The sequence below is a fragment of the Acetobacterium sp. genome, assembly GCF_039830195.1.
Lineage (GTDB): Bacteria > Bacillota > Clostridia > Eubacteriales > Eubacteriaceae > Acetobacterium.
The window spans coordinates 39,722-65,340 of sequence record NZ_JBDODG010000046.1; the positions used below are offsets into that span (position 1 = coordinate 39,722).

The 25,619-nt window shown below is 44.1% G+C and carries 24 protein-coding genes; 11 read left to right on the forward strand and 13 right to left on the reverse strand.

Features of this window, described 5'->3' with window-relative positions:
- Positions 1-21 precede the first annotated feature (21 nt).
- The 3 genes from ABGU93_RS14815 to ABGU93_RS14825 all read right to left on the reverse strand — a co-directional run bounded on the left by ABGU93_RS14815 (position 22) and on the right by ABGU93_RS14825 (position 2,249).
- Positions 22-825 (reverse strand): GTP pyrophosphokinase family protein, encoded by an 804-nt coding sequence (locus ABGU93_RS14815; protein ID WP_347414172.1) that lies wholly within the window; start codon positions 823-825, stop codon positions 22-24.
- Positions 826-830: 5 nt separating this feature from the next.
- The gene (locus ABGU93_RS14820) at positions 831-1,766 is read right to left on the reverse strand and encodes a TIGR01212 family radical SAM protein (protein ID WP_347414173.1); all 936 of its coding nucleotides are present in this window, start codon (positions 1,764-1,766) and stop codon (positions 831-833) included.
- A gap of 72 nt (positions 1,767-1,838) precedes the next feature.
- A complete protein-coding gene (locus ABGU93_RS14825) occupies positions 1,839-2,249 on the reverse strand; it encodes a hypothetical protein (RefSeq protein WP_347414174.1) in 411 nt (136 codons plus the stop codon).
- A gap of 138 nt (positions 2,250-2,387) precedes the next feature.
- On the opposite strand from ABGU93_RS14825, the gene ABGU93_RS14830 reads away from it, so the two are divergent.
- The 3 genes from ABGU93_RS14830 to ABGU93_RS14840 all read left to right on the forward strand — a co-directional run bounded on the left by ABGU93_RS14830 (position 2,388) and on the right by ABGU93_RS14840 (position 5,368).
- Positions 2,388-3,170, forward strand: a complete 783-nt coding sequence (locus ABGU93_RS14830; protein ID WP_347414175.1) for a PP2C family protein-serine/threonine phosphatase — start codon at positions 2,388-2,390, stop codon at positions 3,168-3,170.
- Positions 3,171-3,263: 93 nt separating this feature from the next.
- Entirely contained in the window at positions 3,264-4,400 is a 1,137-nt protein-coding gene (locus ABGU93_RS14835; RefSeq protein WP_347414176.1) for a glycosyltransferase, read from the forward strand.
- A gap of 122 nt (positions 4,401-4,522) precedes the next feature.
- On the forward strand, positions 4,523-5,368 hold the full coding sequence (locus tag ABGU93_RS14840; protein WP_347414177.1) for a DegV family protein: 846 nt from the start codon (positions 4,523-4,525) through the stop codon (positions 5,366-5,368).
- A gap of 94 nt (positions 5,369-5,462) precedes the next feature.
- On the opposite strand, the gene ABGU93_RS14845 is transcribed toward ABGU93_RS14840, so the two are convergent.
- Together ABGU93_RS14845 and leuS are read right to left on the reverse strand one after the other, a co-directional pair.
- On the reverse strand, positions 5,463-5,927 hold the full coding sequence (locus ABGU93_RS14845) for a ribonuclease H (protein ID WP_347414178.1): 465 nt from the start codon (positions 5,925-5,927) through the stop codon (positions 5,463-5,465).
- A gap of 5 nt (positions 5,928-5,932) precedes the next feature.
- Positions 5,933-8,344 (reverse strand): leucine--tRNA ligase, encoded by a 2,412-nt coding sequence (gene leuS, locus ABGU93_RS14850; protein ID WP_347414179.1) that lies wholly within the window; start codon positions 8,342-8,344, stop codon positions 5,933-5,935.
- 354 nt (positions 8,345-8,698) lie between these two features.
- Here leuS and ABGU93_RS14855 point away from each other — a divergent pair, with 354 nt between their 5' ends.
- On the forward strand, positions 8,699-9,817 hold the full coding sequence (locus tag ABGU93_RS14855; RefSeq protein WP_347414180.1) for an alanine/ornithine racemase family PLP-dependent enzyme: 1,119 nt from the start codon (positions 8,699-8,701) through the stop codon (positions 9,815-9,817).
- A gap of 32 nt (positions 9,818-9,849) precedes the next feature.
- Entirely contained in the window at positions 9,850-10,968 is a 1,119-nt protein-coding gene (locus ABGU93_RS14860; protein ID WP_347414181.1) for an Ldh family oxidoreductase, read from the forward strand.
- Positions 10,969-11,057: 89 nt separating this feature from the next.
- On the opposite strand, the gene rbr is transcribed toward ABGU93_RS14860, so the two are convergent.
- From rbr to ABGU93_RS14875, 3 genes are all read right to left on the reverse strand, one after another.
- On the reverse strand, positions 11,058-11,654 hold the full coding sequence (rbr, locus tag ABGU93_RS14865) for a rubrerythrin (protein ID WP_347414182.1): 597 nt from the start codon (positions 11,652-11,654) through the stop codon (positions 11,058-11,060).
- Positions 11,655-11,723: 69 nt separating this feature from the next.
- Positions 11,724-13,505 carry a hypothetical protein gene (locus tag ABGU93_RS14870; protein ID WP_347414183.1) on the reverse strand — a complete coding sequence of 594 codons (1,782 nt, stop codon included), beginning with the start codon at positions 13,503-13,505 and terminating at the stop codon, positions 11,724-11,726.
- A 9-nt stretch (positions 13,506-13,514) separates the two neighbouring features.
- Positions 13,515-14,165 (reverse strand): HAD hydrolase-like protein, encoded by a 651-nt coding sequence (locus ABGU93_RS14875; RefSeq protein WP_347414184.1) that lies wholly within the window; start codon positions 14,163-14,165, stop codon positions 13,515-13,517.
- Positions 14,166-14,401: 236 nt separating this feature from the next.
- Here ABGU93_RS14875 and ABGU93_RS14880 point away from each other — a divergent pair, with 236 nt between their 5' ends.
- Complete coding sequence (locus tag ABGU93_RS14880) at positions 14,402-14,959, forward strand: LemA family protein (RefSeq protein WP_347414185.1); 558 nt, start codon at positions 14,402-14,404, stop codon at positions 14,957-14,959.
- Positions 14,960-15,052: 93 nt separating this feature from the next.
- Complete coding sequence (locus ABGU93_RS14885) at positions 15,053-16,978, forward strand: DUF2207 domain-containing protein (protein ID WP_347414186.1); 1,926 nt, start codon at positions 15,053-15,055, stop codon at positions 16,976-16,978.
- 132 nt (positions 16,979-17,110) lie between these two features.
- On the opposite strand, the gene ABGU93_RS14890 is transcribed toward ABGU93_RS14885, so the two are convergent.
- The 3 genes from ABGU93_RS14890 to ABGU93_RS14900 all read right to left on the reverse strand — a co-directional run bounded on the left by ABGU93_RS14890 (position 17,111) and on the right by ABGU93_RS14900 (position 19,720).
- Positions 17,111-18,043 carry a sugar-binding domain-containing protein gene (locus ABGU93_RS14890; RefSeq protein ID WP_347414187.1) on the reverse strand — a complete coding sequence of 311 codons (933 nt, stop codon included), beginning with the start codon at positions 18,041-18,043 and terminating at the stop codon, positions 17,111-17,113.
- A gap of 106 nt (positions 18,044-18,149) precedes the next feature.
- On the reverse strand, positions 18,150-19,010 hold the full coding sequence (locus ABGU93_RS14895; RefSeq protein WP_347414188.1) for an ATP-binding protein: 861 nt from the start codon (positions 19,008-19,010) through the stop codon (positions 18,150-18,152).
- Entirely contained in the window at positions 19,007-19,720 is a 714-nt protein-coding gene (locus tag ABGU93_RS14900; protein ID WP_347414189.1) for a LytTR family DNA-binding domain-containing protein, read from the reverse strand. The genes ABGU93_RS14895 and ABGU93_RS14900 overlap by 4 nt, the downstream gene beginning before the upstream one ends.
- Before the next feature lie 287 nt (positions 19,721-20,007).
- On the opposite strand from ABGU93_RS14900, the gene ABGU93_RS14905 reads away from it, so the two are divergent.
- Positions 20,008-21,006, forward strand: coding sequence for a dihydroxyacetone kinase subunit DhaK (locus ABGU93_RS14905; protein WP_347414190.1), 999 nt, complete (start codon positions 20,008-20,010; stop codon positions 21,004-21,006).
- 107 nt (positions 21,007-21,113) lie between these two features.
- On the opposite strand, the gene ABGU93_RS14910 is transcribed toward ABGU93_RS14905, so the two are convergent.
- A complete protein-coding gene (locus ABGU93_RS14910) occupies positions 21,114-21,881 on the reverse strand; it encodes a DeoR/GlpR family DNA-binding transcription regulator (protein WP_347414191.1) in 768 nt (255 codons plus the stop codon).
- 28 nt (positions 21,882-21,909) lie between these two features.
- Complete coding sequence (locus tag ABGU93_RS14915) at positions 21,910-22,836, reverse strand: sugar-binding domain-containing protein (RefSeq protein WP_347414192.1); 927 nt, start codon at positions 22,834-22,836, stop codon at positions 21,910-21,912.
- A 204-nt stretch (positions 22,837-23,040) separates the two neighbouring features.
- Here ABGU93_RS14915 and ABGU93_RS14920 point away from each other — a divergent pair, with 204 nt between their 5' ends.
- The 3 genes from ABGU93_RS14920 to lsrF are packed head-to-tail and all read left to right on the forward strand — an operon-like array spanning position 23,041 to position 25,575.
- Positions 23,041-23,667 (forward strand): dihydroxyacetone kinase subunit L, encoded by a 627-nt coding sequence (locus ABGU93_RS14920; protein WP_347414193.1) that lies wholly within the window; start codon positions 23,041-23,043, stop codon positions 23,665-23,667.
- 28 nt (positions 23,668-23,695) lie between these two features.
- The gene (locus tag ABGU93_RS14925) at positions 23,696-24,694 is read left to right on the forward strand and encodes a dihydroxyacetone kinase subunit DhaK (protein ID WP_347414194.1); all 999 of its coding nucleotides are present in this window, start codon (positions 23,696-23,698) and stop codon (positions 24,692-24,694) included.
- 2 nt (positions 24,695-24,696) lie between these two features.
- Entirely contained in the window at positions 24,697-25,575 is an 879-nt protein-coding gene (lsrF, locus tag ABGU93_RS14930; RefSeq protein WP_347414195.1) for a 3-hydroxy-5-phosphonooxypentane-2,4-dione thiolase, read from the forward strand.
- Positions 25,576-25,619: the final 44 nt, after the last annotated feature.

Below are 25,619 nucleotides of genomic sequence, written 5' to 3' on the forward strand. Positions count from 1 at the left end.
CACAAACATGTTTTTTGTTTCTTAAACCTCAGACTCAATTTTATTCACTTCGGATTCCAGTTCTTTTCTTAATAGAATCAGCTGAATAATATCTTCCTGGGCAAAAAGATCATCAAAGATCTTTTCATAGTGGGAGGCCTTTTCACCGTGATTCAGTTTATATAAATGCCCGATATTGTCAAGAATACTGGTGACCAAACTGGATTTGAGTCCGAACAGCCGCTGGGCACTTTGAATTTCTTCGCGGATCGATGACATTTCCCGATCCACATCATTCACTGCATTGGCCGCATTAATCAGTCTGACTTTGATGTCTTCCGGAATATTTTGCTTGTATTTATAATTTAAGGAATGTTCAATAATGGACCAGAAATTCATGGCCAGGGTGCGGATCTGAATTTCAACTAGAATGGACTGATTTCCGGACACACAAAACACAGGGTAGCGGATAATCAGATGATAGCTTTTATACCCGCTGGGTTTGGCTTCACTGAGATAATCCTTTACCTTGACGACTTCCATATCACAATTAGCGCGTTTCCTGATCAGCTCCACGACTTCGTAAATATCATCCTCGAACTGGCACATAATCCGAATCCCAGCGATATCCTGAATGGTCTCTTCCAGAGATTCTATTTCAACGCCATAGGTATGGATTTTTTCCAGAATGCTGGCCACGCTCTTAACCCGACCATAAACCGATTCAATCGGCGAATATTCGCCGATTTTTTCGTACTGCTCTTTTAAACTGGTAAATTTTAAAACAATCTCATCCACAGCCTGATGATAAGGGATGAGAAATTCCTGCCAATATTTAGTTCCCAAGGACTTTACCTCTTATTATTCATCCCAGCGAATTTTCTTCCCTGGTAATTATTTTCCTGCTTCATGCGAGCTTCAAGCTCATCTTTAATTTTCCACCAGCTGGTATTCCAGTTGGTAATGACAGAGTCTACTTCTGGCACCCGGCCAATCAGCCGTTGAACAACAATCTTTGGATCTAAATGCTCCAAAAATAAGACTGCCCGGTTGATATAGTCGTCCTTGGTCAAAAGCGTCACTTTTTTTTCATCATACCACTGTTTTAAAACAGTGTTTTTTTCAATGTATAAACTGTGGCATTTGACAAAATCGGTGCCGGCTCGGGACAGTATTTCAGCCCCGTTGATAACGTCTTCTTCCCGGTCCCAAGGCAAATCCAGGATCATATGCGTACAGCTTAATAAACCGGCGGCTTTAATCCGATCAATGGCTTGTTCATAGTCAGCCAGGGTATGTCCGCGCTTAATTATTTTCAGGGTTTCATCATTGACGCTCTGCAGACCCAATTCGATGGTTATATCGATAGCCTGTTCTTTTTTGATCACGGCCAGAAAGCGGAGCTGTTCATCGGTGATACAATCCGGGCGGGTCGATATCGAAATTTCCACGACATCCGGGCGGATGGCTTCCTGAATCCAGTTGCTGAAATCCGGAAAGGTGCAGTAGGTGTTTGAAAAGCTCTGAAAGAAGGGGATAAACTTCTTTGCATGATATCGCTTGCCGATATAGGCGATATTTTTCTCGATCTGCTCCGCAACGGACAGCTGGTCGGACAGGGTTTCGTTGCCGCCGCCTTTGGCGCCGCAATACACGCAACCCCCGGTCCCTTTGGTGCCATCACGGTTGGGACAGGTCACCGGAATATTGACCGGGATTTTATAAACTTTCTCCCCATAACGTTCCTTTAACCAAACCGAATAGATATTATACAGGTTTTCTGTCATTAGTTTTTAAATTTCCTTAATAAGATTAAATAGACGAACCCTTTTATTGCTAATCAGGTTCGTCTGAAACATTTATATTAATTTTGTGACACATTCGGGCAGTTCTTCTTTTTCACAGCTTAAACTGAGAACGAACTTTATATCGTGTTTTTGGTTAATCTGTTGGATTTTTTCGACAATTTTGCAAATGTCTTCTGATGACTGATAATCAATCAGTCTCAATGTATTATCAATAAAAACAATTTTTACATCATAGTTCTCTGCAATAACCCCGCTGATAAAGCCAAATAATTGATCTGATCCAACGATGCCAAACTCCTCCAGGTTTGTAAATCTGATTTTAGTATCTACTTTTACTCGATATTTGTCTCTGTCGTTAAGAAAAATGATATCCCCTTCGCAGGTCTCCAGCGCAGTGTTTGCCATGTCAATCATTTTTTTTGTTTTGCCGCTTCCTTTTGAACCGTATACAAATTCAATCATTTTAGACACCTCATTTCATATTGATAAATTCATTATAAGGCTAAGCACCAATAATTTCAATCATTTTTAAAGAAATCAGCATAACATTTCAAAATATTATGCTATAATAAATAAAATTAACCTAAAGGAGGTCACCGTTTGAATAGTTCTGAAAATTATGAATCCCTTGTCTCCCTTTTTGATAAACAATTAGCATTCGCCCAGAACCTTCAAAAAAAGATTATTCCTTCCCCTGGGTCTTTTGTTTCTGATCATTATCAATTTTATAGTTATCTCCGACCTTTTCGAAAAGTTGGTGGTGATTTTTATGATTTTCATTTTCTGGAGAACGGAAAAATAAGTCTTTTAATCGCTGATGCAACCGGTCATGGTATTGATGCGGCGATGATCACTAGCATGATAAAACTGAGTTATTCCTATACCATGAAAGACCACCGGATCAACCAGTCCCCCAGTCTGGTGTTAAAACATATTGAATCCGATATCAGTCAGCAGATGGATAACACCTTTTTTACTGCCATCGCCCTGGTTCTGGATCCCAAGGAGAATATTTTATATTTTGCCAATGCCGGTCATCCCGATGCCGTGCTCTTGAAAGCCAACCACAAGATTGAATTACTCAAACCCAACCTGCCGATGCTGGGGCTGCAGCAATTTATGACGACGATGCACTATTTCGATATGCGCATCAATTTTTCCAGCGGCGATAAATTACTGCTCTTTACTGACGGCCTGATCGATGCGAAAAATCCCGACCGCGAAGAATTTTCGTTGGAACGGGTCATCTCAGTTATAAAAAAGAATGCTGATTTGCCAATAAACATTTTAGGCAGTCATATTATTGATGCCTGTGCTGATTTCAAACAGGAACAGGCGCCCTCGGATGACATCTGTATTCTAGGAATTGAAGTCGATGACTAGTTTTCTAATGGAAATCTAATCATTTCTGACTAAACTAATGGTATACGTTATTTGGAGATTTTTGCAAAAAATCTCGAGAAAGGACGGATTACCATGTTAGAACCTAAACGAATATTGATCTTAACCTGCTCCCACGGGTCGGGCCATAAAATGGTAGCCCAAACCCTTAAAGAGAGCTTCGAAGGTCGCGGCCATCTTGTCTCAGTCCAGGATCTGTTTGATAAAACCAACCCCACCCTCAACCGGATGATCGAAAAATCCTATCTGCTTTCCTATTCGATTGGGAGCAGTTTTTACGAACGCGTTTATTACGATGTGGAAGAATATGCCCATAACAAATTTATGTACAACCTCTGGCATTTCACCAGTAAAGCGCTGTTAAAAATGGTCGACGAATTTAAACCGGACTGTATTATCAATACCTACGGTTATACTATTTCCGCCATCCTTAAAAAAGAAAACTATCCGCATATTAAGCTTTTTACAGTAGTCACGGATTTTTGTATCCCCAAACCCTGGATCCACCAGGACACCGACCGCTACTATGTGGCTTGTGAAAACGTTGAAGACACGCTGGTATGTGAAGGAATCCCCCGGGCTAAAATTTTAAAAACCGGAATTCCCATCCGCGATGCTTTTTATGCCCGGGGCAACCGCAATGCCATTATCAGTAAATATAATCTGAATCCCCATAAAAAAATCCTGATTATTTTTGCCGGAACCTATGGGGTTCTTAAAAACATCAAAGAGATCTGTCACCGCACCGATCAAATGGATAATCTTCAGACCATTGTCGTTTGCGGCAAAAACCAGAACCTCCAACGGGAACTTGAAATGGAAGACTTACCAAATACCCGGATTTTTGGTTTTGTTCCGGACATTCATGAATTTTATTCCGTTGGCGATTTGATGGTAACCAAGCCCGGGGGCATTACCCTGAGCGAAGTGGTGACCAAAAAAATTCCGATCATTTTATATAATCCCACCCCCGGTCAGGAAGGCGAAAATGCCGATTGGTTTAAACAACAGGGTGCTGCCGTCGTCGCCAATAATTTTACTGAGCTCATTCTGGCCATTGATGCACTCAAGGAAAATGAAATCAAACGGTTCTCAATAAAAAACAGTCTCGGCAGAATTGACAATGGTCATGCAACCAGCCTGATCACCCAGGACGTGTTGAACCAGTTGAATATGCCAAATGCAATTCCTTACCTGACAGAATCCATTTAACACAGCGAAAGATCTTTTTAAGCTTATTCGTTTACTATTGACCTATCAATTAAACGTGACTGTTGGTCTGAGTTGTAAGAATTTAATCTTAAAAGATAAACGATTGAAAAGAGGAATTTAATGTGAAACCACGAATAATCAGCGACAGCTCATGTGATTTGCCCAAAGATTTTCTGGAAAAGGACGGAATTGATTTTTCACTTGTCCCTTTGAAAATAATTGTCGGCGATCATGAATTTATAGATGATGAAACCCTGAACACCAAAGAACTGATTGCCGCCATGAAAGCTGAAAAAACGGCAACCTCTTCTTCCTGCCCGTCCCCTGAGGATTTTGCGACAGAGCTGCGAAAAAACAAAGAAAGCTATGTGATCACCATGACTTCCGGCTTAAGCGGCACCTACAACAGTGCCCGGGTCGCCAGAAACATGGTTCTTGAAGAAGATGATTCACTGAAAATCAGCCTCTTTGATACCCACTCAACTTCACCGGTGATGATTTTAATGGTGATGAAACTCCGGGATCTGATTAAAGCCGGCGAGATGGATTTTGACACCATCAGTGAAAAACTGGCCCTCTACCTTGAAACCCTAAACCTACGCTTTTTACTCCAGGATCTTTCCAATCTGGTTAAAAGCGGACGCATGAACCGGGTGGCTGGTGCCGTGGCTTCGGTGCTCTCGATTATGCCGATTTTCAGATCCGATGAAAAGGGTGAAATCCAGCTGGTCACCAAGGCCCGGGGCATTAAAAAAGCCCTATCTGGTCTTGCCAACATGGTCGAAGAAAAGGTCCAGACCCAACCACAGTTTCCGGTGGTTATTACCCACTGCAACAATCTCAGCCAGGCTGAAATTCTCAAAGATCTGCTGGAAAAACGCTTTGATCTCAAAGAAATCTATATCTTCCCGATGCACGGCCTAACGACTTACTATTCCAACGATAAAGGCCTGTTAATGGCATTTTGATTTAAACCTTAACTATGAATAATGCATCACTCATAAAAAAAGACTTAAACCAGATTTTGGTTTAAGTCTTTTTGATTTTTATTATTTTTTTAATCTATTCAGTAAAGCGGTACTCATCCATAGCCTGGTTTACCAATAAATCGGCCTGATTGTTATAGGGATTTTCGGCATGTCCCTTAACCTTATGAAAGGTCACCTTGTGGTTGTTAACCAGCTGGTCCAGTTCGATCCAGATCTCCCGGTTTTTCAACGCCCCGGCTTTACCCCGGGTCCAGTTCTTGGCCTTCCATCCGCCAATCCAATTCTGCAGATAGGCATTGACCACGTAGGCTGAATCGCTGTAAATATGAACCTCGCAAGGCTCCTTTAACAGCTTCAAGCCTTCAATCACCGCCAACAACTCCATCTGGTTGTTGGTGGTGTTTTCATAGGCCCGTTTGTACTCTTTGGTCACGTTTTTCTCGGGATATATCAGTACGCCGCCGATGGCGCCCAGATTTTCGCCTTCTCGGCCGTTGCCGCGGCAACCGCCATCGGTATAGAGGTGAATAACTTTCATCGTTGCTATTTTACCACGATATTGAAAATCTTGCCCGGGACGTAAATCTCTTTGACAATGGTTTTACCCTGGGTATAGGCCATGATGTTCTCCTGGGCCAGCGCAATCGCTTTGGCTTCGTCCTTGTCAGCGTCAACCGGAATGGTAATTGTTCCCCGCACCTTGCCATTGATCTGAACGGCCATTTCGATCACATCATCCACGGTTTTGGCTTCGTCATATTGAGGCCAGGCCGCATCATCAAGGGTTCCGCCCATGTTCATATTTTGCCAGATTTCGGAACTGATATGAGGCGCCACCGGATAGAGCAATTGCAAAAAGGTCTTAAAGGCATCTCGAGTAATAGCGCCTTCCCGGTTAAACTCATTTAATAAGGTCATCAGCGCCGCAATCGCGGTGTTGTATTTCATTTCTTCAAAATCATCGTTGACTTTTTTAATGGTTTTATGAATCATTGATTCCAGGGCTTTGCCATAGCCAGCTTCACCACTGACCATATCCTGAAGTTTCCAGACCCGATCGAGGAACCGTCGGCAGCCTTTGGCGCCGTTATCTGACCAGGGCGCTGCTTTTTCATAGTCCCCGATAAACATAATATAGGTTCTCAGGGTATCGGCCCCAAACTCATCGATAATCACGTTGGGATTAACCACATTGCCCTTGGATTTCGACATTTTTTCACCGTCGTTGCCAAGGATCAGGCCCTGGGCGGTTCGTTTGGCATAGGGCTCGCGCACTGGCACACAGCCGATATCAAACAGGAATTGATGCCAGAACCGCGAATAAAGCAGATGCCGGGTGACATGTTCCATACCGCCGTTGTACCAGTCGACCGGCATCCAGTATTTTAGTTTTTCCGGTGAGGCAAAAGCTTCGTCGTTCTTGTTGTCAAAATAGCGCAAAAAGTACCAGCTGGAGCCAGCCCACTGGGGCATGGTATCGGTTTCCCGTTCCGCCGGGCCGCCACACTCGGGACAGGTGGTTTGATACCATTCCGGGATATTGGCCAGCGGTGATTTGCCGGTATCGGTAGGGGTGTAGCTTTCCACCATGGGCAATTCCAGCGGCAGTTGATCCTCGGGAACCGGCACCATCCCGCACTTAGGACAGTGAACAATCGGAATCGGTTCGCCCCAATAACGCTGACGGTTAAAGGCCCAGTCCTTCATTTTATAATTAATGGTGCGTTTACCCAGTTTTTCCTGTTCTAGAAAATCAATCGTTTTCTGGATCGCATCCTTGACTTCCATGCCGTTTAAGAAGCCGGAGTTGACCATTTCGCCAGAATCGGTATTGGTATAAGCCGCTTCGCTGACATCCCCGCCTTTGATAACTTCAATGATCGGCAAGTCAAATTTCTTGGCAAAATCCCAGTCTCTTGTATCATGGCCAGGCACTGCCATAATCGCGCCGGTACCGTAGCCCATCATAACGTAATCGGCGATGAAAATCGGGATTTCGGTATTGGTCACCGGATTAATCGCCTGAATGCCCAGGATCCGCACCCCGGTTTTATCCTTGGCCAGTTGCACCCGCTCAAATTCGGTTTTGCGTTTGGCCTGATCCTGATAATCCACCAGTTCCGCCATATTGGTAATCGACGCCGCTAGGTCGTCAATCAGCGGATGTTCGGGGGCAATAACCATAAAGGTGGCGCCAAATAAGGTATCTGGTCGGGTCGTAAAGACGCGCAGTGCTTTGTCGTAACCGGCGATGGTAAAGTCAACTTCAGCACCCACTGATTTGCCAATCCAGTTTTCCTGTTCCAAGCGGATCCGGGGCAGATAATCGACGTCATCCAGACCTTTGAGCAATTCTTCGGCATAGTTTCTGATTTTCAGGAACCAGACGTCTTTTTCCATTTGCACCACTTCACTGCCGCAGCGGTCACACTTGCCATCCCGGAAATCTTCATTGGCCAGCACGACCTTGCAGCCGTTGCAGAAATTGACATAGGTCCGATCTCTAAAGGCCAGGCCATGTTTGAACAACTGTAAAAAGATCCATTGGGTCCATTTATAGTATTTGGGATCGGTGGTATCGATCTCTTTATCCCAGTCAAAGGCATAACCAATCCGTTTTAACTGATTGGTAAAGACGGCAATGTTTTCATCGGTCACTTCCCGGGGATGACGACCGGTTTGGATGGCGTAGTTTTCGGTTGGTAAACCAAAAGCATCCCAGCCAATCGGAAAGAGGACATTAAAGCCTTCCATACGCCGTTTTCGGGCAATCACTTCCAGTGATGTATAGGCCCGAACATGACCAACATGGAGGCCCACTCCAGATGGATAGGGAAATTCAACCAACCCGTAAAATTTCTCTTTGTCTGAGTTTTCTTCCATCCGGAAGGTCTCATTTTCTTCCCAATACTGCTGCCAGTGTGCTTCTATTTTTTTATGCTCATATGTTGACATATTTCCTCCATTTGCTCACTTGCTCGTTTCTATTTATTTGTCGCTGAAATTTGTGAAACGGCCGTGAGCTTTGCTTTCTGAATTTTCTAATCACTGTATTCCTGGTCTAATCAAAACCCGTAAACAATCTTAATTAAACAATCTATCTTAACACGGATTTTCGCCATTTTGCGATTCACCGGCTTCAACTTGTTGCGAAAAAAAAATCCGCTCCCCCGCTAAGGGACGAACTTTTTCCTGTCTCCTAATGATCTTCATCCCTCATTATAAATAAGGGGGGAAGCGCTGTCAATGATTTGTGCTTTTTTTTCGCTTATGGTATACTGAAGAACAGAAAACTGCAAAGGAGCATTTATGTATCCCTTACTTAAAATCAATAAGAAAAAAATATCAGAAAATACCAGAGCCATAATAAATCGGACCCAAAAAATGGGCGTCGAGGTCACCGCGGTCACCAAGTGTACTGGCGGTAACCCGGAAATTGCCCAGGCCTTCCTGGACGGAGGGGCCACCTCGATTGGCGATTCCCGGATAAAAAATCTTAAAAATCTGGCCCCGCTGGCCTGCGAAAAATGGCTGATCCGGGTACCCATGCCCAGTGAGGTCAATCATACTGTTGCCTATGCCACCCTCTCACTAAACAGCGAAATAAAAACCATCCGGCTGTTAAACCAGGCCGCCAAAGCCCAGGGCAAAACCCACGGCATCCTCTACATGCTTGACCTTGGCGATCTTCGTGAGGGTCTTTTTATTGGCGACGGCAATCCTGCCAAAGCTGCAATCGAGTCACTGATTGCTGCCTCTTTCGCCAAACTGGATCAGGATCTTGCCGAAATAAAAACGATGGAAAACATCCACCTCCGGGGCATCGCCACCAACGCCACCTGCGTCGGGGCCACCATTCCTACCCCGCAAACCTTTGGCGCTTTTTTCAAGGTCAAAACAATGCTCGAAGAAAATTATCAGATCCCCTGCGAGATCGTTTCCGGCGGTAATTCCAGCGCCTATTATCTGGTCGATAATCAAACCCTGCCCACCGAAATCAACAACCTCCGGCTGGGGGATGTGATCCTTTTTGGCCGGGAATCAGCCTATTATCACTGCTATGATTACCTCCATCAGGATGCCTTTATCCTGGATGTGGAAATTCTCGAGCTGCAGGATAAACCCACCTACCCGGTGGGCGAAATCGGCCGCAACGCCTTTGGCGAAATCCCCAACTTTAAGGACCAGGGCATCCGCCGCCGCGCCATCTGCGGCCTGGGCCGCCAGGATACCGACACCGACCATGTTTTCCCGCTGGTTCCCGGACTGACCATCGTCGGTTCCAGCTCCGACCATCTGGTCGTCGACGTCACTGACGCCGAGAACGCCTATCAGGTTGGCGACATCATCAGCCTGCGCTGCGACTACGTCGGCGCCCTGCACGCCGCCACCTCATCTTATGTTGACAAAATTGTTATCAACCAATAAATATAAAGAGAATTAGACAAGGAGAATTATTGATGAAAGACGAAACCACCTACCGTATCCCCTTTGACATTCTGGAAGCATTCATGACCGACGCCTTAAAAGGTATTGGAGTTCCCGAAGAAGACGCCAAGATCTGTGCCGACATCCTGATCACCTCAGACAAACGGGGGATTGATTCCCATGGGATCGGCCGTTTAAAGCCGATCTACTATGACCGGATCAAACAAGGCATCCAGAATCCGGTCACTGAATTTGAAGTCGTCAAAGACACCTTTACCACCGCGGTTATTGACGGTCACGATGGCATGGGCCATGTCATTGCCAAAAAAGCGATGCAGATGGCGATTGATAAAGCCAAGGTTTACGGCATGGGGATGACCGTGGTCCGCAATTCCACCCATTATGGTTTTGCCGGTTACTATCCGCTGATGGCCATCGAAAACAACATGATCGGGATGACCGGTACCAACGCCCGTCCATCCATTGCGCCGACCTTTGGGGTCGAAAACATGCTGGGGACCAACCCGATCACCGTTGGGGTCCCCAGTGATGAGCCCTTCCCCTTTGTGCTGGACTGTGCCACCTCGGTTTCGCAACGGGGCAAAATAGAAGTTTATGACCGCGAAAACAAGGATCTGCCTGATGGCTGGGTCATCGACCGCCAGGGCAACAGCCGCACCGATACCAAGCAGATCCTCATTGATCTAGTTAAAGGCGAGGCCGCCCTGACGCCACTCGGCGGCATCGGCGAAGACACCGGCGGCTATAAAGGTTATGGTTATGCCACATTTGTGGAAATCCTCTCATCCGCCCTCCAAACCGGCTCGTTCTTAAAAGGCTTGCTGGGCTTTGATGCCAACGGTAAGGCACAACCCTACCACCTGGGTCATTTCTTTATTGCCATCAACATTGAAAATTTTACCGAACCCGAATCCTTTAAAAAAATCACCGGTGATATTTTAAGAGACCTGCGGGCCTCAGAAAAAATGCCCGGTCAGGAACGAATCTACACCGCCGGTGAAAAAGAATACGATGCCTGGCTGGATCGTAAAGACAAGGGAACCCCAGTCAACGATGCCCTGATTAAAGATATCCTCGACATCAAGGCGGAACTGGGTCTGGATCAATACCACTTCCCGTTTGAAAAATAATAACAAAAATAATCTAATAGTGCTGATGCTAAACAAAAAAAGAAACGGATTTGACACCGTTTCTTTTTTATTTATTCTTTTATTCTCTTCTAATAAGTTTCGACAAATAGTTCAAAATAAGCCTGAGCATGTTTACAGGCTGGGCATTCATCGGGAGCTTCGGCGCCCTCATGAATATAGCCGCAATTACCGCATTTCCATTTCACCTCACTGAAGCGTTTGAAGGTTCGGCCCATCTCAATGTTGGCTGCCAGTTTGAGATAGCGGGTTTCATGCGCTTTTTCGGCGATACATACTTCCAGCCAGGTCTCGGCAATTTCATCAAAACCCTCTTGTTTGGCAATTTCAGCAAACTTGGGATAGAGCTCATTCCATTCTTCATTTTCACCGGAAGCTGCATGTAATAAATTGTTTTTGGTATCCCCAAGTGCTACTGGGAAAGTGGCATTGACCGGAATTTCAACCGCATTGCCGGAGGTGTACTCATTGGCGGCAATGTGTTTGTAGAACAATTCACCATGTTCTTTTTCGTTGCCTGCTGTTTCAGTGAATATTTCACTGATCTGAACATAACCCTCTTTTTTGGCAATGGAAGCGAAATACGTATACCGCATTCTGGCCTGACATTCACCCACAAAAGATGTCATTAAATTTACTAATGTCTGTGTTCCTTGTAATTTACCCATTTTTTCCTCCTTTATAATGATTATAAACTCACTTTATTATATACCATAATTCAAATAAATGAAACCTAATTATTCTGATTTGTTTAATTCATCAATAAATTGAATCAGTGCCTGAGCAGCCAGGAAAGGACCATTCTGCTCGTACCCGGGGATTCCTAACTGGGTTCGGATCATCCCAATTTGAACCCCGGTTTCACGCATTTTTTTAAAGGTCTTCTTGGCAATTTTTTCATGTTCTTCTTTTAACTGGACGGCGCCAAAAGGATTGGCAAAGTAGGTGGTGGTGATCCCCACTTCCCCGGTAGTACCCTTGGCCATGCGTTTACCTTCGGAAAAGACTGCGTAGGCTTCGTCCAGATCATCAAACAATTCAATGGGTGGGGCTGACTCACCTATTTCTTCGTAATTATTAATATAGAAAACAAAATCTACTCGGGTCGATTTTGAAATCTCTTCGTAGGACATTTGCGGCACAATAACCCGGGCATTGACAATGTTCGGATTCATAAAAATACTGCGATCCATGGTGCTATAGGCATATCCCGGCTGGAGATCGTCCAGGCGGACAAAGGCGCCGATTTCGGTTCCTACCGCCATCAGCTCGCCCTCTTTATTAAAGTGGAGTGAACCCATATCATCGATCAGAATATCAAAGTCACAGGCCAGCTCTTTGGGCAGTTTATTGATGGCTTCCAGCGTCTCTGATTTGCCGGCACCGCTATCGCCAATCAGCATGATATTGGCAGATTTTCGGCCGCCCACCCGGATTTTAGCAAAGGCCCCATGCACCGGCATGGCTTTCTTTTCGATCTGAATAATATTGTGCAGGGTGAGCATCATTTTCTTCATATAGCCAAAATAGTCAATTTGGGGAGTATCCGGTAATAACCCATAATACACATCATCTTCTTTGGCGACAAATCCAAGTTTTTCATCCTCTTCGAAAAGTGCCTCATCCAAGCCAAAGAAAACCACTGCATCCGGTTTATGTTTGGTAAATTCTTCGGGGGTGGCCATTTCAAAGAGGTTGAACAAACCAGCCCCCAGGGCCAGATATTCTTTTTGCACGTAGACGATTGACAATAGCCGCCCGACCTTCATCGGAATCGCAAACCATTCGTCGCAGTCCAGGTAGAATTTCTGCAAAATCCGCTTATCTTTGACCGGAAAGATCCCATCCCGTTTGCTGGACTGGGTATAGAAAATAACCGGCGGCTCAAAGATCGCCTCCCAGACATAAGGCACCTGGTACAGCGAATCGTTTTTACTTTTAACGCCCCGGTCAAATTCAAATTTGTCCGTTAAGAAAGCCACCTGGGCGCCGCTGGGCAGCTGCCGGTAAATGCTGACGCTTTTGCCGGTGACATTGAAATGAATGTTGCGATAGAGATCCAGGACCATTTTTTTGAAAGCATCATTGTTGGATGCCAACGAATGGGCCTTCGAACGCTTCGTTTTTTCATCTGAACTGTATTCATCGGTTTTGATCATAAATCGCTGAATACTTCGCCAGTAATTGTAAAACCCTTCCAGGAATCCCAAAAACAGCTGGGAATATTCTTCATAGGTGAATTGAATATCAAAATAGCCAGATTGGATGATTTCGTCCAGCGAATTAATATTTAGCAGATAAACAAAATCAATAAAGGCAGTTTCGTTAAATTCGCCTTCATTATTTTCAAAAGGCTCCAAAGTCTTCAGCAGATAGGATTTTTTTACCGTCAGTTCGTCAATAAAGGTTTTAACCAATTTCCGGAACAGGGTTGACTTAATCAGCTGACCAAAATTGGTAAATTTTAAATCACCTTTAATCAACGCTGTTCGTTCCAAATTAATGTTTTTTGATTCCATAATATCCTCCTATTTTATAATCTCCAGTAATTCGTTGATGCTGGCAATCAGGTGGGTGGCTCCGGCCTGCCGCAGTTCATCTTCGCTGCCACAGCCGTAGGTCACACCGACGGAATCGATGCCCACTTCGCTGGCGCCGATGATATCATAGTGACGATCGCCGACCATTAAGACATCCGCTAAATCCATGACATCATTATCTTCCAACAGATTGGTGATGATTTCTTTTTTATTGCTACGGGTACCGTCGTTATAGGTGCCATAAACCCGGTCGATCCGGATATCAAGCTTGAGACTATCAATTATCTTGCGGGCATTGTTTTCATTTTTAGTTGTCGCCACGCCTAAAAAACAGCCACTTTGATAGAGGGTATGAACCGTTTCTTTGACGCCACGATAAAGCTGGGCCTGGTACATCTGGCCATTACCGACATATTCTTCCAGATAAAATTCATAGCCTTGCCGCGCTTCAGCCAGGGAAAAACCATAGACATCCTGAAAGGTTTTAAGGATCGGTGGGCCGATGAACGGATCGATATCGATAATTTTTGGATTGGGAACCTTCATTTTTTCCAGAGCATATTCAAAAGAACTGCGCACCGTTTCCTTGGAATCGATGAGGGTTCCGTCGAGGTCAAATAGGATGTGTGAATATTTCATTATTTCTCCTTGTACACGTTTTTCTAACATCATTAACAACTTTTTGTTTGTATTAATTATAATATAGAAGCATCGGTCGAACAAGACAAACATACTCTTAACTGGTCAAATCGTTTGACTTGTTTAATTTATATCTGATTTTTCCCCATTTAAAAGTATCCCTTAAATTTATTGTGGCTAGTAGGGGGACGTGATATAATATCTACAATAAAATTGTTTAAGGAGGATTATTAAAAATGATTGCTATTCCAATTATTCTCGGTCTTATTGTGATCATCGGTCTGTGGCTTGTTCTTTCACGGAACAGCTTTGTCAGTATCAAAAATCAGGTTGAAGAAGCTTTTTCCACCATGGATGTTTATCTTAAAAAAAGATACGATCTGATTCCCAATCTTGTGGAAACAGTCAAGGGCTATGCTACCCATGAATCTGAAACCTTTACGAAGGTAACAGCGGCCCGGACAGCGGCCATGAATTCAACCAGCATTGACGAAAAAATCGCCAATGAAAATGCTTTATCCGGCACTTTGAAAAGTCTCTTTGCGGTCGCGGAAGCCTATCCCCAACTGCAGGCTAATACCAATTTTCTGGATTTACAGCAACAGTTAAAAATGCTGGAAGATGAAATTGCCAATTCCCGAAAATACTACAATGCGGTTGTCCGTACCATGAATACCAAAGTTGAATCCTTCCCCAGTAATCTGGTTGCCAGTATGTTTGGATTCAAAAAACAACCCTTCTTTGAAGTTGGTTCTGCTGAAGAACGGGAAAACGTTCAAGTAAAATTTAACTAGTCAGCACGGGTTCTTATAGAAATTCATTGATTACAACAAAACTGACGGTGCTTTTACAGTGCCGTCTTTACAAACTTTTGGGAGGTAAACCATGTGAAAAAGCAAAGCACCCCGATACTTATTGTCCTTCTTGGCCTTCTTCTTTTAGGAATTGTTTTTCCCGGAAGTACCTTTGCCCAGGAATCTTTTGATATTACCCAGTTTGATGTTACCATGAACGTTCAGGAAGATCACGCCTATCAAATAGACGAACGCTTAACAGTTGCATTTTCTCAACCACTTCATGGCATTTATCAATTTATTAATTACAATGGTACCTTTTATCGAGAAATTGATGGTCAACCTGTTGAAACACCTTATAATGCGCGTGTAACCAATATAACAGTACCCGGATGGAACTACGAAACTTCTACAGAAAATGATAGCTATATCATAAAAATCGGTTCTGGTGATGAATATGTTAGTGGAACTCAGATATATCCCATCTCTTATACTTGGAACCCTGGTGATGACAAGATTAAATCTATGGATGATGTTTATTATGAAATAATCGGGCATCAAACAGACACCAATATTCTTGGTGGACATTTCGTTATTAAAATGCCTAAAGCGTTCGATGCAAATAATGTGGAATTTTTAACCGGCGCGTATGGAAGCCTTGATACGACTGCCGTTGATTTTTCGGTTAATGGTACAACCATCGAAGGAAATCTCAACCGTCCGCTCTTGCCCAATGAAGGCGTAACGCTAAAAATAAATTTACCTGAAGGTTATTTTGTCGGCGCCTTTACCGGTGACGAGTTTTTACCATTTATGTATATTATTTTTGGTCTGTCCCTACTTGGCGGGGCCTTGATCTGGCTTTTCACCGGCCGCGATAAAAGACCGGTGGAAACGGTGGAGTTTTATCCACCCCAGAATTTCACCCCTTCGCAAATCGGCTTTATTGTCGATGGAGCCCTGGATAAACCAGAGGTTATGTCGCTACTGATGTATTGGGCGGATAAGGGCTATATGACGATTGAACAAGTGGATAAGAAAAAGTTCATTTTCCATAAAATCAAAAACCTGCCGGATACAGCCGAGGATTTTGAGCATACCCTGTTCAATAACATTTTTGATCAAAAGGACAGCTTTTCAACCGCCAGTGTTCCGGCCAGTTTTTATGACACCATTGTCGCGACCAGGGAGCAAATAAAAGGCTACTTCGAGATCCCGGATAATCAGATCTTTACGGCGGCTTCAAAGGTTGGTCTGGTCGTCATTAGTATTTTTATGGCCCTGCCGCTACTGGCTTATGTCATCAACGGGGCCTATAAAATCGGCATGCTGACTTCTTTCTTTGAAGGACTGATCTTTATCGGCATTGTTTCCTGCTTTGCTGCGGCTCCCACCGTTTTCGGCGCCAATATCATTACCTCTGCCCTGCGCAACCGCAAGGGCGTGGCCCGAAAAAAAACCGTAGGCCGGATCGTAATTGGGACTGTTATTCTGTTCGTGGCGGCATTGATTGTACTGCTAGTGAACTTTTTGCTAGAGTACAATTCCCTGCTCCCGGCGCTACTGGCACTACTGGCTACCTATGGCACCGCTTTTTTTCAGATTATTGCAACCCAACGGACTGAAACCGGACGGCTGTGGCTGGGTCAGGTGCTGGGTTTTAAGAACTTTATTGAAAAAGCTGAAAAAGACCGGATTCTTGCTCTGGTCAATGAAAATCCCCAGTATTTTTTTAATATCCTGCCCTATGCCTATGTGTTGGGAGTTACTGATAAGTGGGCCAAAAATTTTGAGTCCATTGCCATTGAACAGCCCAGCTGGTATTATGGCACTACCTACGGCAATAATTTCACCTCTTTATTGTTCGTATCAAGTTTAACGCGTAGTATGAACAGTATTGCATCAGATATTATTGTTCCCCCCAACTCCGGATCTGGCGGTTTCGGTAGCGGCGGCTTCTCCGGTGGCGGTGGCTTCTCCGGCGGAGGCGGTGGTGGCGGCGGTGTTGGCGGCTGGTAACAACCCTCCTCCAACATTGAAACCGGCTAAATGTATAATACGCTGTGTTAACCGCTTCAATCAGAAACAGCCTCTCGCACATAAAAAAAACGTCGGATCATTTTTGTGATCCGGCGTTTTGTAGTTATAGGATTAAACACTTTTGCTCTCGTCCATTTGTTTGATTACCTCACTTGCCAGGGTTTCAGTGATAACCAGATGTTTGAAATATCCGCTTTTTAGACCACTGATGACTGAATCAACATTGGCCTCTTGGGGTACAAAGCCGATTACATCTCTTACCCGGGCTAACAGGTTTAAAGGAATTTGAATCGCATAGTCATCCTCACCATGTATCAATTCCCCCTGGGGATTAAAAAAATACGAGAGCAGGCATCCAACGGCCTTTTCTTCGACTAGTTTTCTGCCAAACCGTTGTGCTGAACCATGATCCGGCACTGAGGGATAACTTCCCAAGGTTATCAATGCCGTGGTGGTTTTTTTCCAGTAATCTTCAATCCGTTTAAAATCATCTGACGCCATCACTCGGGCCTGCTCCTCAGCGGTGGTGGGAATAGCCGGGCAATTAAGGAATTCACCTGTATAACCGGTTTTTTGTGACAGCTTTTTAACCAGGTCATCCGGGTTGTAACCCCGTTGGGAAGCCGTAGTTGCCCCGATCAGTGGGCAGATTATGCCACCATTGATGCCCTCATCGTTTTGTTGAGGCAACGAATCAATAACTTTATCCGTATTATAACCCCAGCCCACACCCAATATCTTGGTTTTGGGTAAGAAATCCATCAGTACATCTGCGCCGATTTTATAAAGATCATCCGGCAATGTAACCACACGACAGCTTTTCAGGTTAAAATGGTGGCATAATTCGTGTCTGATTCCTCTAATGGTACGATGATAAGAAAGAACGTCGATCTTAACAATTCCTGCTTTTCTAGCCTTATTTAAAAGGTAACTGACCGCAGGACGAGATATTTCCAAATCATTGGCAATCTCAGACTGAGTTTTATTTTCCTCATAATATAATTGCGAAACATGTATCAAACGATTCAATTCTTTTTCTTTCAACAAAATCACCTCATTCTAACGCTTTAAATGCGTGTATAATATATCGCATCTGTGGGTTTTTGTCAATTTGTATGCCTCAACCTTACGGTCTGGTTTTCATCCTTATCTAGTCGAGCGGAATCAGGATCGTGCATTTAAATCGGTCCTCGAGAATCTGAGTGACCATGTTTCCTTCGTAGCTTTTTAGAACCTGTTTTACATTTGAAATGCCGTAGCCACTCTGATCCTCATCAATTCGTTTGCTGCTGACCATGTTATTTCCTGATTTATGGATGGTATTTTCATCAATGGTATTCTCAATGTCAATAAGCAAACTTTCACGCTTATAGTACATATTAAACTTGATTATCTTATCCTGATTCTGTCGGGAATCCCGCAGACAGCCCTCAATGGCATTGTCCAGGACATTACCCAGAATGATCGACAGATCGATGCTGTTCATTTTCAGGTTTTCCGGGATGGCAATATAATGGACAAAGTTAATTTCATTATCAGCCGCAACTTTGATTTTATAGTTCAACAGCGCATCCACCACATGATTACCCGATCGATTATGATCGACGGCATTTTGCAACATATTATGGAATTGCAGCAAATATTCTTCGATTTCTTCGCAGGCATGGTTCTCGATTAAGTACTGCATGGTAATAATATGATTGTTCATATCATGCCATAATCCACGTACCTGATAATTCTTTTCAAGCATTTCTTTGTAGTGTTTTTGTTGTAGTTCCAACTGAATATTGACGTTCTTGTATTCATTTGTCTTTTTAGCTTCATGATCAAGTCCTCTTAAGACGACAAAAATAACCACATTTATATATACCAGGGCTGCTAAAGAAACAATTCCAACAAACTGCCTGCCTTCGACGTGAACGTCAATAAAATACAGGTTCAAGCCGACAATTAAACTGATAATCGGAATACTTAAAAGAACGAAACCCCGGATTGCTGATGATGATTTCATTCCAACGATCCTACCAGATACCGGGTAAAGGTATCATATACTTTCTGATTCCTTTTGGGACTGATGGGAATCGTCACACCATTTTTCAATACTGCCATTTTTGTTTTGATGCTTTTTACATTCTTAAGATTAACAATATAAGACCGGTGACATAAAACAAAACGAACCGGATCCAACTCCTTTTCTAAAGCTGAAATCGTGTAGTAATATTCGTACTCAGCTTCACTGGTAACCACTTTTATTTTTCTGCCAAGACTCTCAAAATACAAGATATCATCACTGATTAGAAAAACTTTTTCATTATTCATTTCAAATTCAAAAAAACTGGATCTGGAATGCCTGATCTCAGTTTCCAGTTTTTCTAAAACCAGAAATAATTTTTCTTCTGGAAATGGTTTTAATAAGAAGTCACTGGCATTAACCGAATACCCCAACACTGCATATTCAATTAATGATGTTGTTATAATAATACGGGCTTTTTTATCCGTTTTTCTAATCTCGTTGGCGATGTCAATACCATCTTCGTTTTCTAAACGCATGTCCAGAAAAATAATATCATACTTTATCCCTTTGTTACTTGCTTCAATGAGTTCATAGCCAAATTGAAATGTAGTTAAATGATAATCCGTTTCAAATGGATATCGTCCAATCAAATCAACCAATATTTTTTTGTGTTGTTCCTCATCTTCGCAGACTGCAATTCTTAACATCTTTTCACCTTTTATTCCAGCCAAAATCGTACTTTTCAACTGAATTATTATACCGTATAAATGTCCTTGTTACAATCTTTTACTCTTATTTAAGCGACTAGTTTTATTTTTGATGACATCAAATTCTGTTTTCATGACATCAATATTGTTTTAATAAACAATATTTGCTAGTATTAATTTATCTGGGTCATTGACTTTTTTCAACTAATTTCAAGCTAAAACAGTTGATTCCGTAACAATGACGGTAATGATTCGATACAAACTCTAATACAAAAAAGGAACCTGCCATGACTCTGAAAAAATTTATCAATAAACCGGAAAATATTACTGCTGAGTTACTGGAAGGGCTGGCTCTTGCCAATCCATTTATTCTTGAGGTCATGCCCAATAATCTTGTTGTCAGTAAAAGTCTTAGAACCGCCAACCGTGTCACCATTGTAACTTTGGGCGGCTCTGGTCATGAACCGGCGCTTGAAGGATTCGTTGGTGAAGGAATGATCGATGTCGCCGTTGTTGGTGATGTTTTTGCTGCGCCAGGGTATAAAGCGGTTTTTGAAGCACTTCAGCTCGCTGACAAAGGCAAAGGTGTCCTTTTAGTTGTTTTAAACCACGCCGGTGATATGCTGGCGGCAACGCGAACCATGGAAGAAGCCCATAAAGCGGGCATCAAGGTATCGATGGTGGTCACCAGGGAAGATGTGGCCTATGCTCCCCGTTCTGATGCAGACAGACGTCGGGGGCTGGTGGGTTGTGTACCACTGTACAAAATTGTTGGTGCCGCTGCCGCCCAAGGTAAATCACTTCATGAAATAACGGCCATAGCTCAAGATTTTGCTGATAATATGGCAACCATTGCAGTAGCCTGTAAAACTGCCACCCATCCGCAAAACGGCTCGGCTTTTTCAGTGCTTGGGACGGACCAAATGGAGATTGGGATGGGCCAACATGGCGAAGGCGGCGGTGACCGTCAAAAAATGAAAAGTGCAGATGAAACAGCTGTCAAGATGTCAGATTTACTGATTGCGGATTTAAATCTCTGTGCCGGTGAAAAAATCATGGTCATTGTCAATGGTACCGGTGCCACTACGATCATGGAGATGCTGATCATTTTCAGATGTGTTCACAAACATTTAAAAGCTAAAGGGATCATGATCGTGGCAAATTGGGTTGAGGAAGTATTGACCGTTCAGGAGCAAGCCGGCTTTCAATTGTTTTTTGCCCGAATGGATGCACAGAACCTCTGGTATTGGAACGCACCCGCACGAACCCCTTATCTGGTGCGATAAATGATTATTGATTTTCACTGGACTATTTTTGATTTTTTATTTTCACAAACGGCAAAAACCACCGGACTCCTACCCCGAACACAAGCCCCATTGTTTTGACTATCGGTTTATATCATTTCGATACCATTGCTTCGGCAAAACTCCCAATAGCTTTCTGGGGTTTTGTCATCAAAAATGAATCCATCAAAGATTGTCAGTTCAGACAGCTTGGTTAGCGAAACTTTGTTAAATTTACTGTAATCGGCCATCAGGTAACGCTTCTGACTAATTTCGAGAATCACCTGGTTAATCTCCACCTCTTCAAAAGCCTCATGGGTAATTCCCTTGTCTATCGATACCGCCATTGCCCCCATAAAAGCTTTATTGATATTAAAACTTTTCAAGAATGAAATCGCTTCTTTTCCATAGAAGGCGCCTGAAAAACTTCGCAGCTTTCCTCCGGGCATGTATACGGTAATTCCGGGAATGGACGACGCTTTTAACGCAGTACTGAGCGACAAGGTAATCAGATTGACATCTTTAATATTTTCAAGGTAGTCCAGAACAAGTTCCACTGTACTGCCGGCGTTTAAAGCAATGGTGTCGCCGTCGTTAATCAGCTGTGCCGCTTTTTCTGCGAGCAGCCGCTTTTCTTCAATATTTTGCGTCCTTTTTTTATAAATGTCCATTTCTCCAATGTTTTGATAATTAATTCGTTCCTTTGTGAAAGCCCCACCATAGGATAGCGTAATCCCATATTCGTTAGCCAGATATTTCAAATCCCTGCGAATCGTCGCTTCCCCCACCCTGAATTTACCAGAAAGCTCGGCAACTTTTACTGAACCTTTACTCATAATCGCATTTAATATTTCTTTTCTTCGTTCAATATGTGACATCCTATCCTCCTTTTATTTCATTACTCTGCTACTCAAACTCGACATTGAAGGTTATGAGCTCCTTAGCGGTTTGTTCGGTGATCACCAGATGTCTGATATAACCGGTTCGCAAACAGCTGATGACCGCACTGATGTTGGATTCCCGCGGGACAATACCGATGACATGTTTAATTCGGTTCAACAAACTTAAGGGAATCTGGATGGCATAATCATCATCTCCTTGGATCTGCTCACCCTGGAGATTAAAGAAATAGGACAGTAGACTCCCAACCGCTTTTTCATGAGTCAGTTTTTTGCCAAACCGCAGGGCCGTCCCATGATCTGGCACCAGCGGAAAACTACCCAAGGTAATTATGGCCGTATCGGCTTTTCGCCAGCGCTCAAGAATTTCCTGATAATTATTGGTATTCTTAAACAATTCCTGATCCTGTTCGGTGGTAGGAAAAGCCGGGCTGATCAGATATTCTGCCTGAAACCCGGTTTTACGAGACAGTTCAGTGGCCAGCTCATTGGGGTGATAGCCCCGATGAGGAACGGTGGCTGTTCCAATTAAGGGGCAGATGATGCCATGTGCAGTTGCGTCACTATCAGGCTGGGGCATAGATTCAATCATTTTGTTGATATTATTCCCCCATCCCAGACCCAAAACCTTGGTTTTATCAAGAAATTCCACTAAGACTCCTGCCGCCGCCTGGTGAAGATCTTCAGCCACTGCCACAACATGACAGCTTTTTAGGTTAAAACGGCGACACAGACCCTGACTCAATCCCATATTGGAGTGCTGATATGAAAGGATATCAATTTTGACAATCCCTTCTTTTCTGGCCTTATTTAACAAATTACTCACCGATGGTCTGGAAATATCCATGATTCTGGCGATTTCTGCCTGGGTCTTATTCTCTTCATAGTATAGTTTTGATATTTGGATGAGTCGCAATAACTCTTTCTCTTTCATTTAGTTACTCCGTTTTCTTTACCTGTTAGTTTTATCATTGTCTAATATATAACAATTAGTATCATATGTCAATATATTCTAGTTTTATTGATTTTTTTTACAAATTCATCTCATTCAACGTAACATATGCTAAATTCGTTTGACTTCCCGATTGACACTTGCTATACTGAACACAAAGATGTAAACGATTATGGGGGTGTAATAATGCCGATAGAACCATTAAAAATCAAAACCTTGCTCCTGTCTGCCGCCCGGGAAATTGCCAATCATGTTGATATTCTGACCGATCTGGATTGCGCGCTGGGTGATGGGGATCATGGCATAACCATGAAAAAGTTGACAAATGTTATGTTTTCCGAAATTGAAACTTGGAATGAAACCACCAACTTCAAAGCAGGGTTGGAATCCCTCAATGAAGCGCTGGAAGATGTGAGTGGCGGTTCAGCCGGACCCTTGTTTGGTGCATTTATTTATGGCATGGCGGAAGCGGCAGATCCTGAAGCGCCAACCACCGATGCATTTATAAAAGTCATCCTGCTTGGTGCCTATGACGAATTTTTCGCTACCTCCAAAGCGGTTATTGGCGATAAATCGATGATGGATGCCATCTGTCCGGCCACTGAAGTGATCCGCCAATCTACCGCCGATATGAAAACAACTCTTGAAAAAGCTGCTCAGGCTGCCCGGGCTGGATCCGACAACACCGCCGGAATGCTGGCAAAATTTGGGCGGGCCCGGTATATCGGCGACCACTGTTTAGGTCATCGGGATCCTGGGTCGGTTACCTTTGCTTATTTCTACGAAGGACTGGCCAAAGGATATTCAGCATAAAAATTATAATTATAAGGGGGAAAATACAATGACGATGAAAAAGTTTATTAACAATCCGGATAACATTACCGCTGAATTATTAGAAGGTCTGGCTCTGGCGAACCCCAAAATTCTTGATGTGACTGAACACAATCTGATCATCAATAAGGGTCTGGCGACTGCCGATCGGGTTACCATTGTCACCATCGGCGGCGCTGGTCATGAACCAGCCCTTGAAGGTTTTGTGGGTGAAGGGATGATCGATATTTCGGTTGTCGGGGATATCTTTGCAGCTCCCGGCTACAAAGCCGTGGTGGAAGCCCTGAAACTGGCCGATAAGGGTAAGGGCGTACTTTTAGTGATACTGAACCATGCTGGCGATATGTTGGCTGGTGACCGGACCATGAAAGAAGTCGAAAAACTGGGTTTGAATGTCATCAAGGTGGTTACCCAGGAAGATATCGCCAATGCGCCCCGTTCCGATGCGGCAAACCGGCGGGGGCTGGTGGGCTGTGTGCCCCTATACAAGATCTGTGGTGCTGCTGCCGCCCAGGGTAAATCCCTGGCCGAAGTAGCCGCCATTGCCCAAGATTTTGCCGACAATATGGCCACCATTGCCGTAGCCTGTAAAACGGCCACCCATCCCCAGAATGGCGCATCATTTGCCGATCTTGGGGATGATGAAATGGAAGTTGGCATGGGCCAGCATGGCGAAGGTGGTGGCGGCCGCCAGAAAATGGCCACTGCTGACGAAACCGCGGTAATCATGGCTGAAGCTCTGGTCAAAGATCTGGATCTGAAATCCGGCGAAGAGGTAATGGTCATTGTCAATGGCACCGGTGCCACCACGATCATGGAAATGCTGCTGGTCTTCCGTCGAGTTCATAAGTATCTCAGCGAAAAGGGTATTAACATTGTCGCCAATTGGGTTGAAGAGGTTCTGACGGTTCAGGAACAGGCCGGCTTCCAACTTTTCTTTGCCCGGATGAATCCGGAAAAACTGGCTTATTGGGAAGCTCCGGCTAAAACGCCGTATCTGAGTCGATAATTATGGCAGATCAGGATTCAATCAAAAAGGCTAAAGACTTCGGCTTTGACCAGCCCATGGAAAAACGGAATTTTCATGTCAAAGGGATGGACGATGTGGACTGGGGCATGAAAACCCGTCTGTCAAAAATATTCGATCCCCGCAGTGGTCATACCGTGATGCTGGCCTTTGATCACGGCTATATCATGGGTCCGACCCAGGGATTGGAGCGGATGGATCTGACTATCCCGCCCCTGCAGGACTATGCCGATGTGCTGATGGCCACCCGGGGGGCGCTGCGAACCTGCATCCGACCAGATCATAGCAAGGCCATCGCGCTGCGCTGTTCGGCCGGAAGTTCGGTTTTGAAAGAGGATATGAGCAAGGAAATCATTGGTGTCACTATTGAAGACGCCATTCGGATGAACGCCACCTGTATGGCGATTCAGGCCTTTATCGGATCAGAAAACGAATGCCAGAGTATTGAGAACATTATCAAAACCGTGGATGCCGGCAACCGTTATGGTATCCCCACCTTGGGCGTGGTGGCAGTGGGCAAGGATATGGAACGCACCACCAAGTACTTTTCCCTGGCCACCCGGATGCTGGCTGAATTTGGGGTCCAGATTGTTAAGGTCTATTACTGCGATAACTTCGAAGAAGTCACCGCAGCCTGTCCGGTGCCGATTGTCATCGCCGGCGGCAAAAAGGTTCCCGAACAGGAAGCCCTGGAAATCACCTATCAGGCCATTCAAAAAGGCGCTGCCGGCGTCGATATGGGCCGAAACGTCTTCCAGGCCGACAACCCGGCGGCGATGATCCAGAGCATCCGCAAAGTTGTTCATGAAAAGTTCACCGGCGCCGAAGCCTTTGAATTCTACACTGATCTTTCTTCCTGTTAGTCAAATGAAAAAAGCTGGATTGGATGACATTCATCCAATCCAGC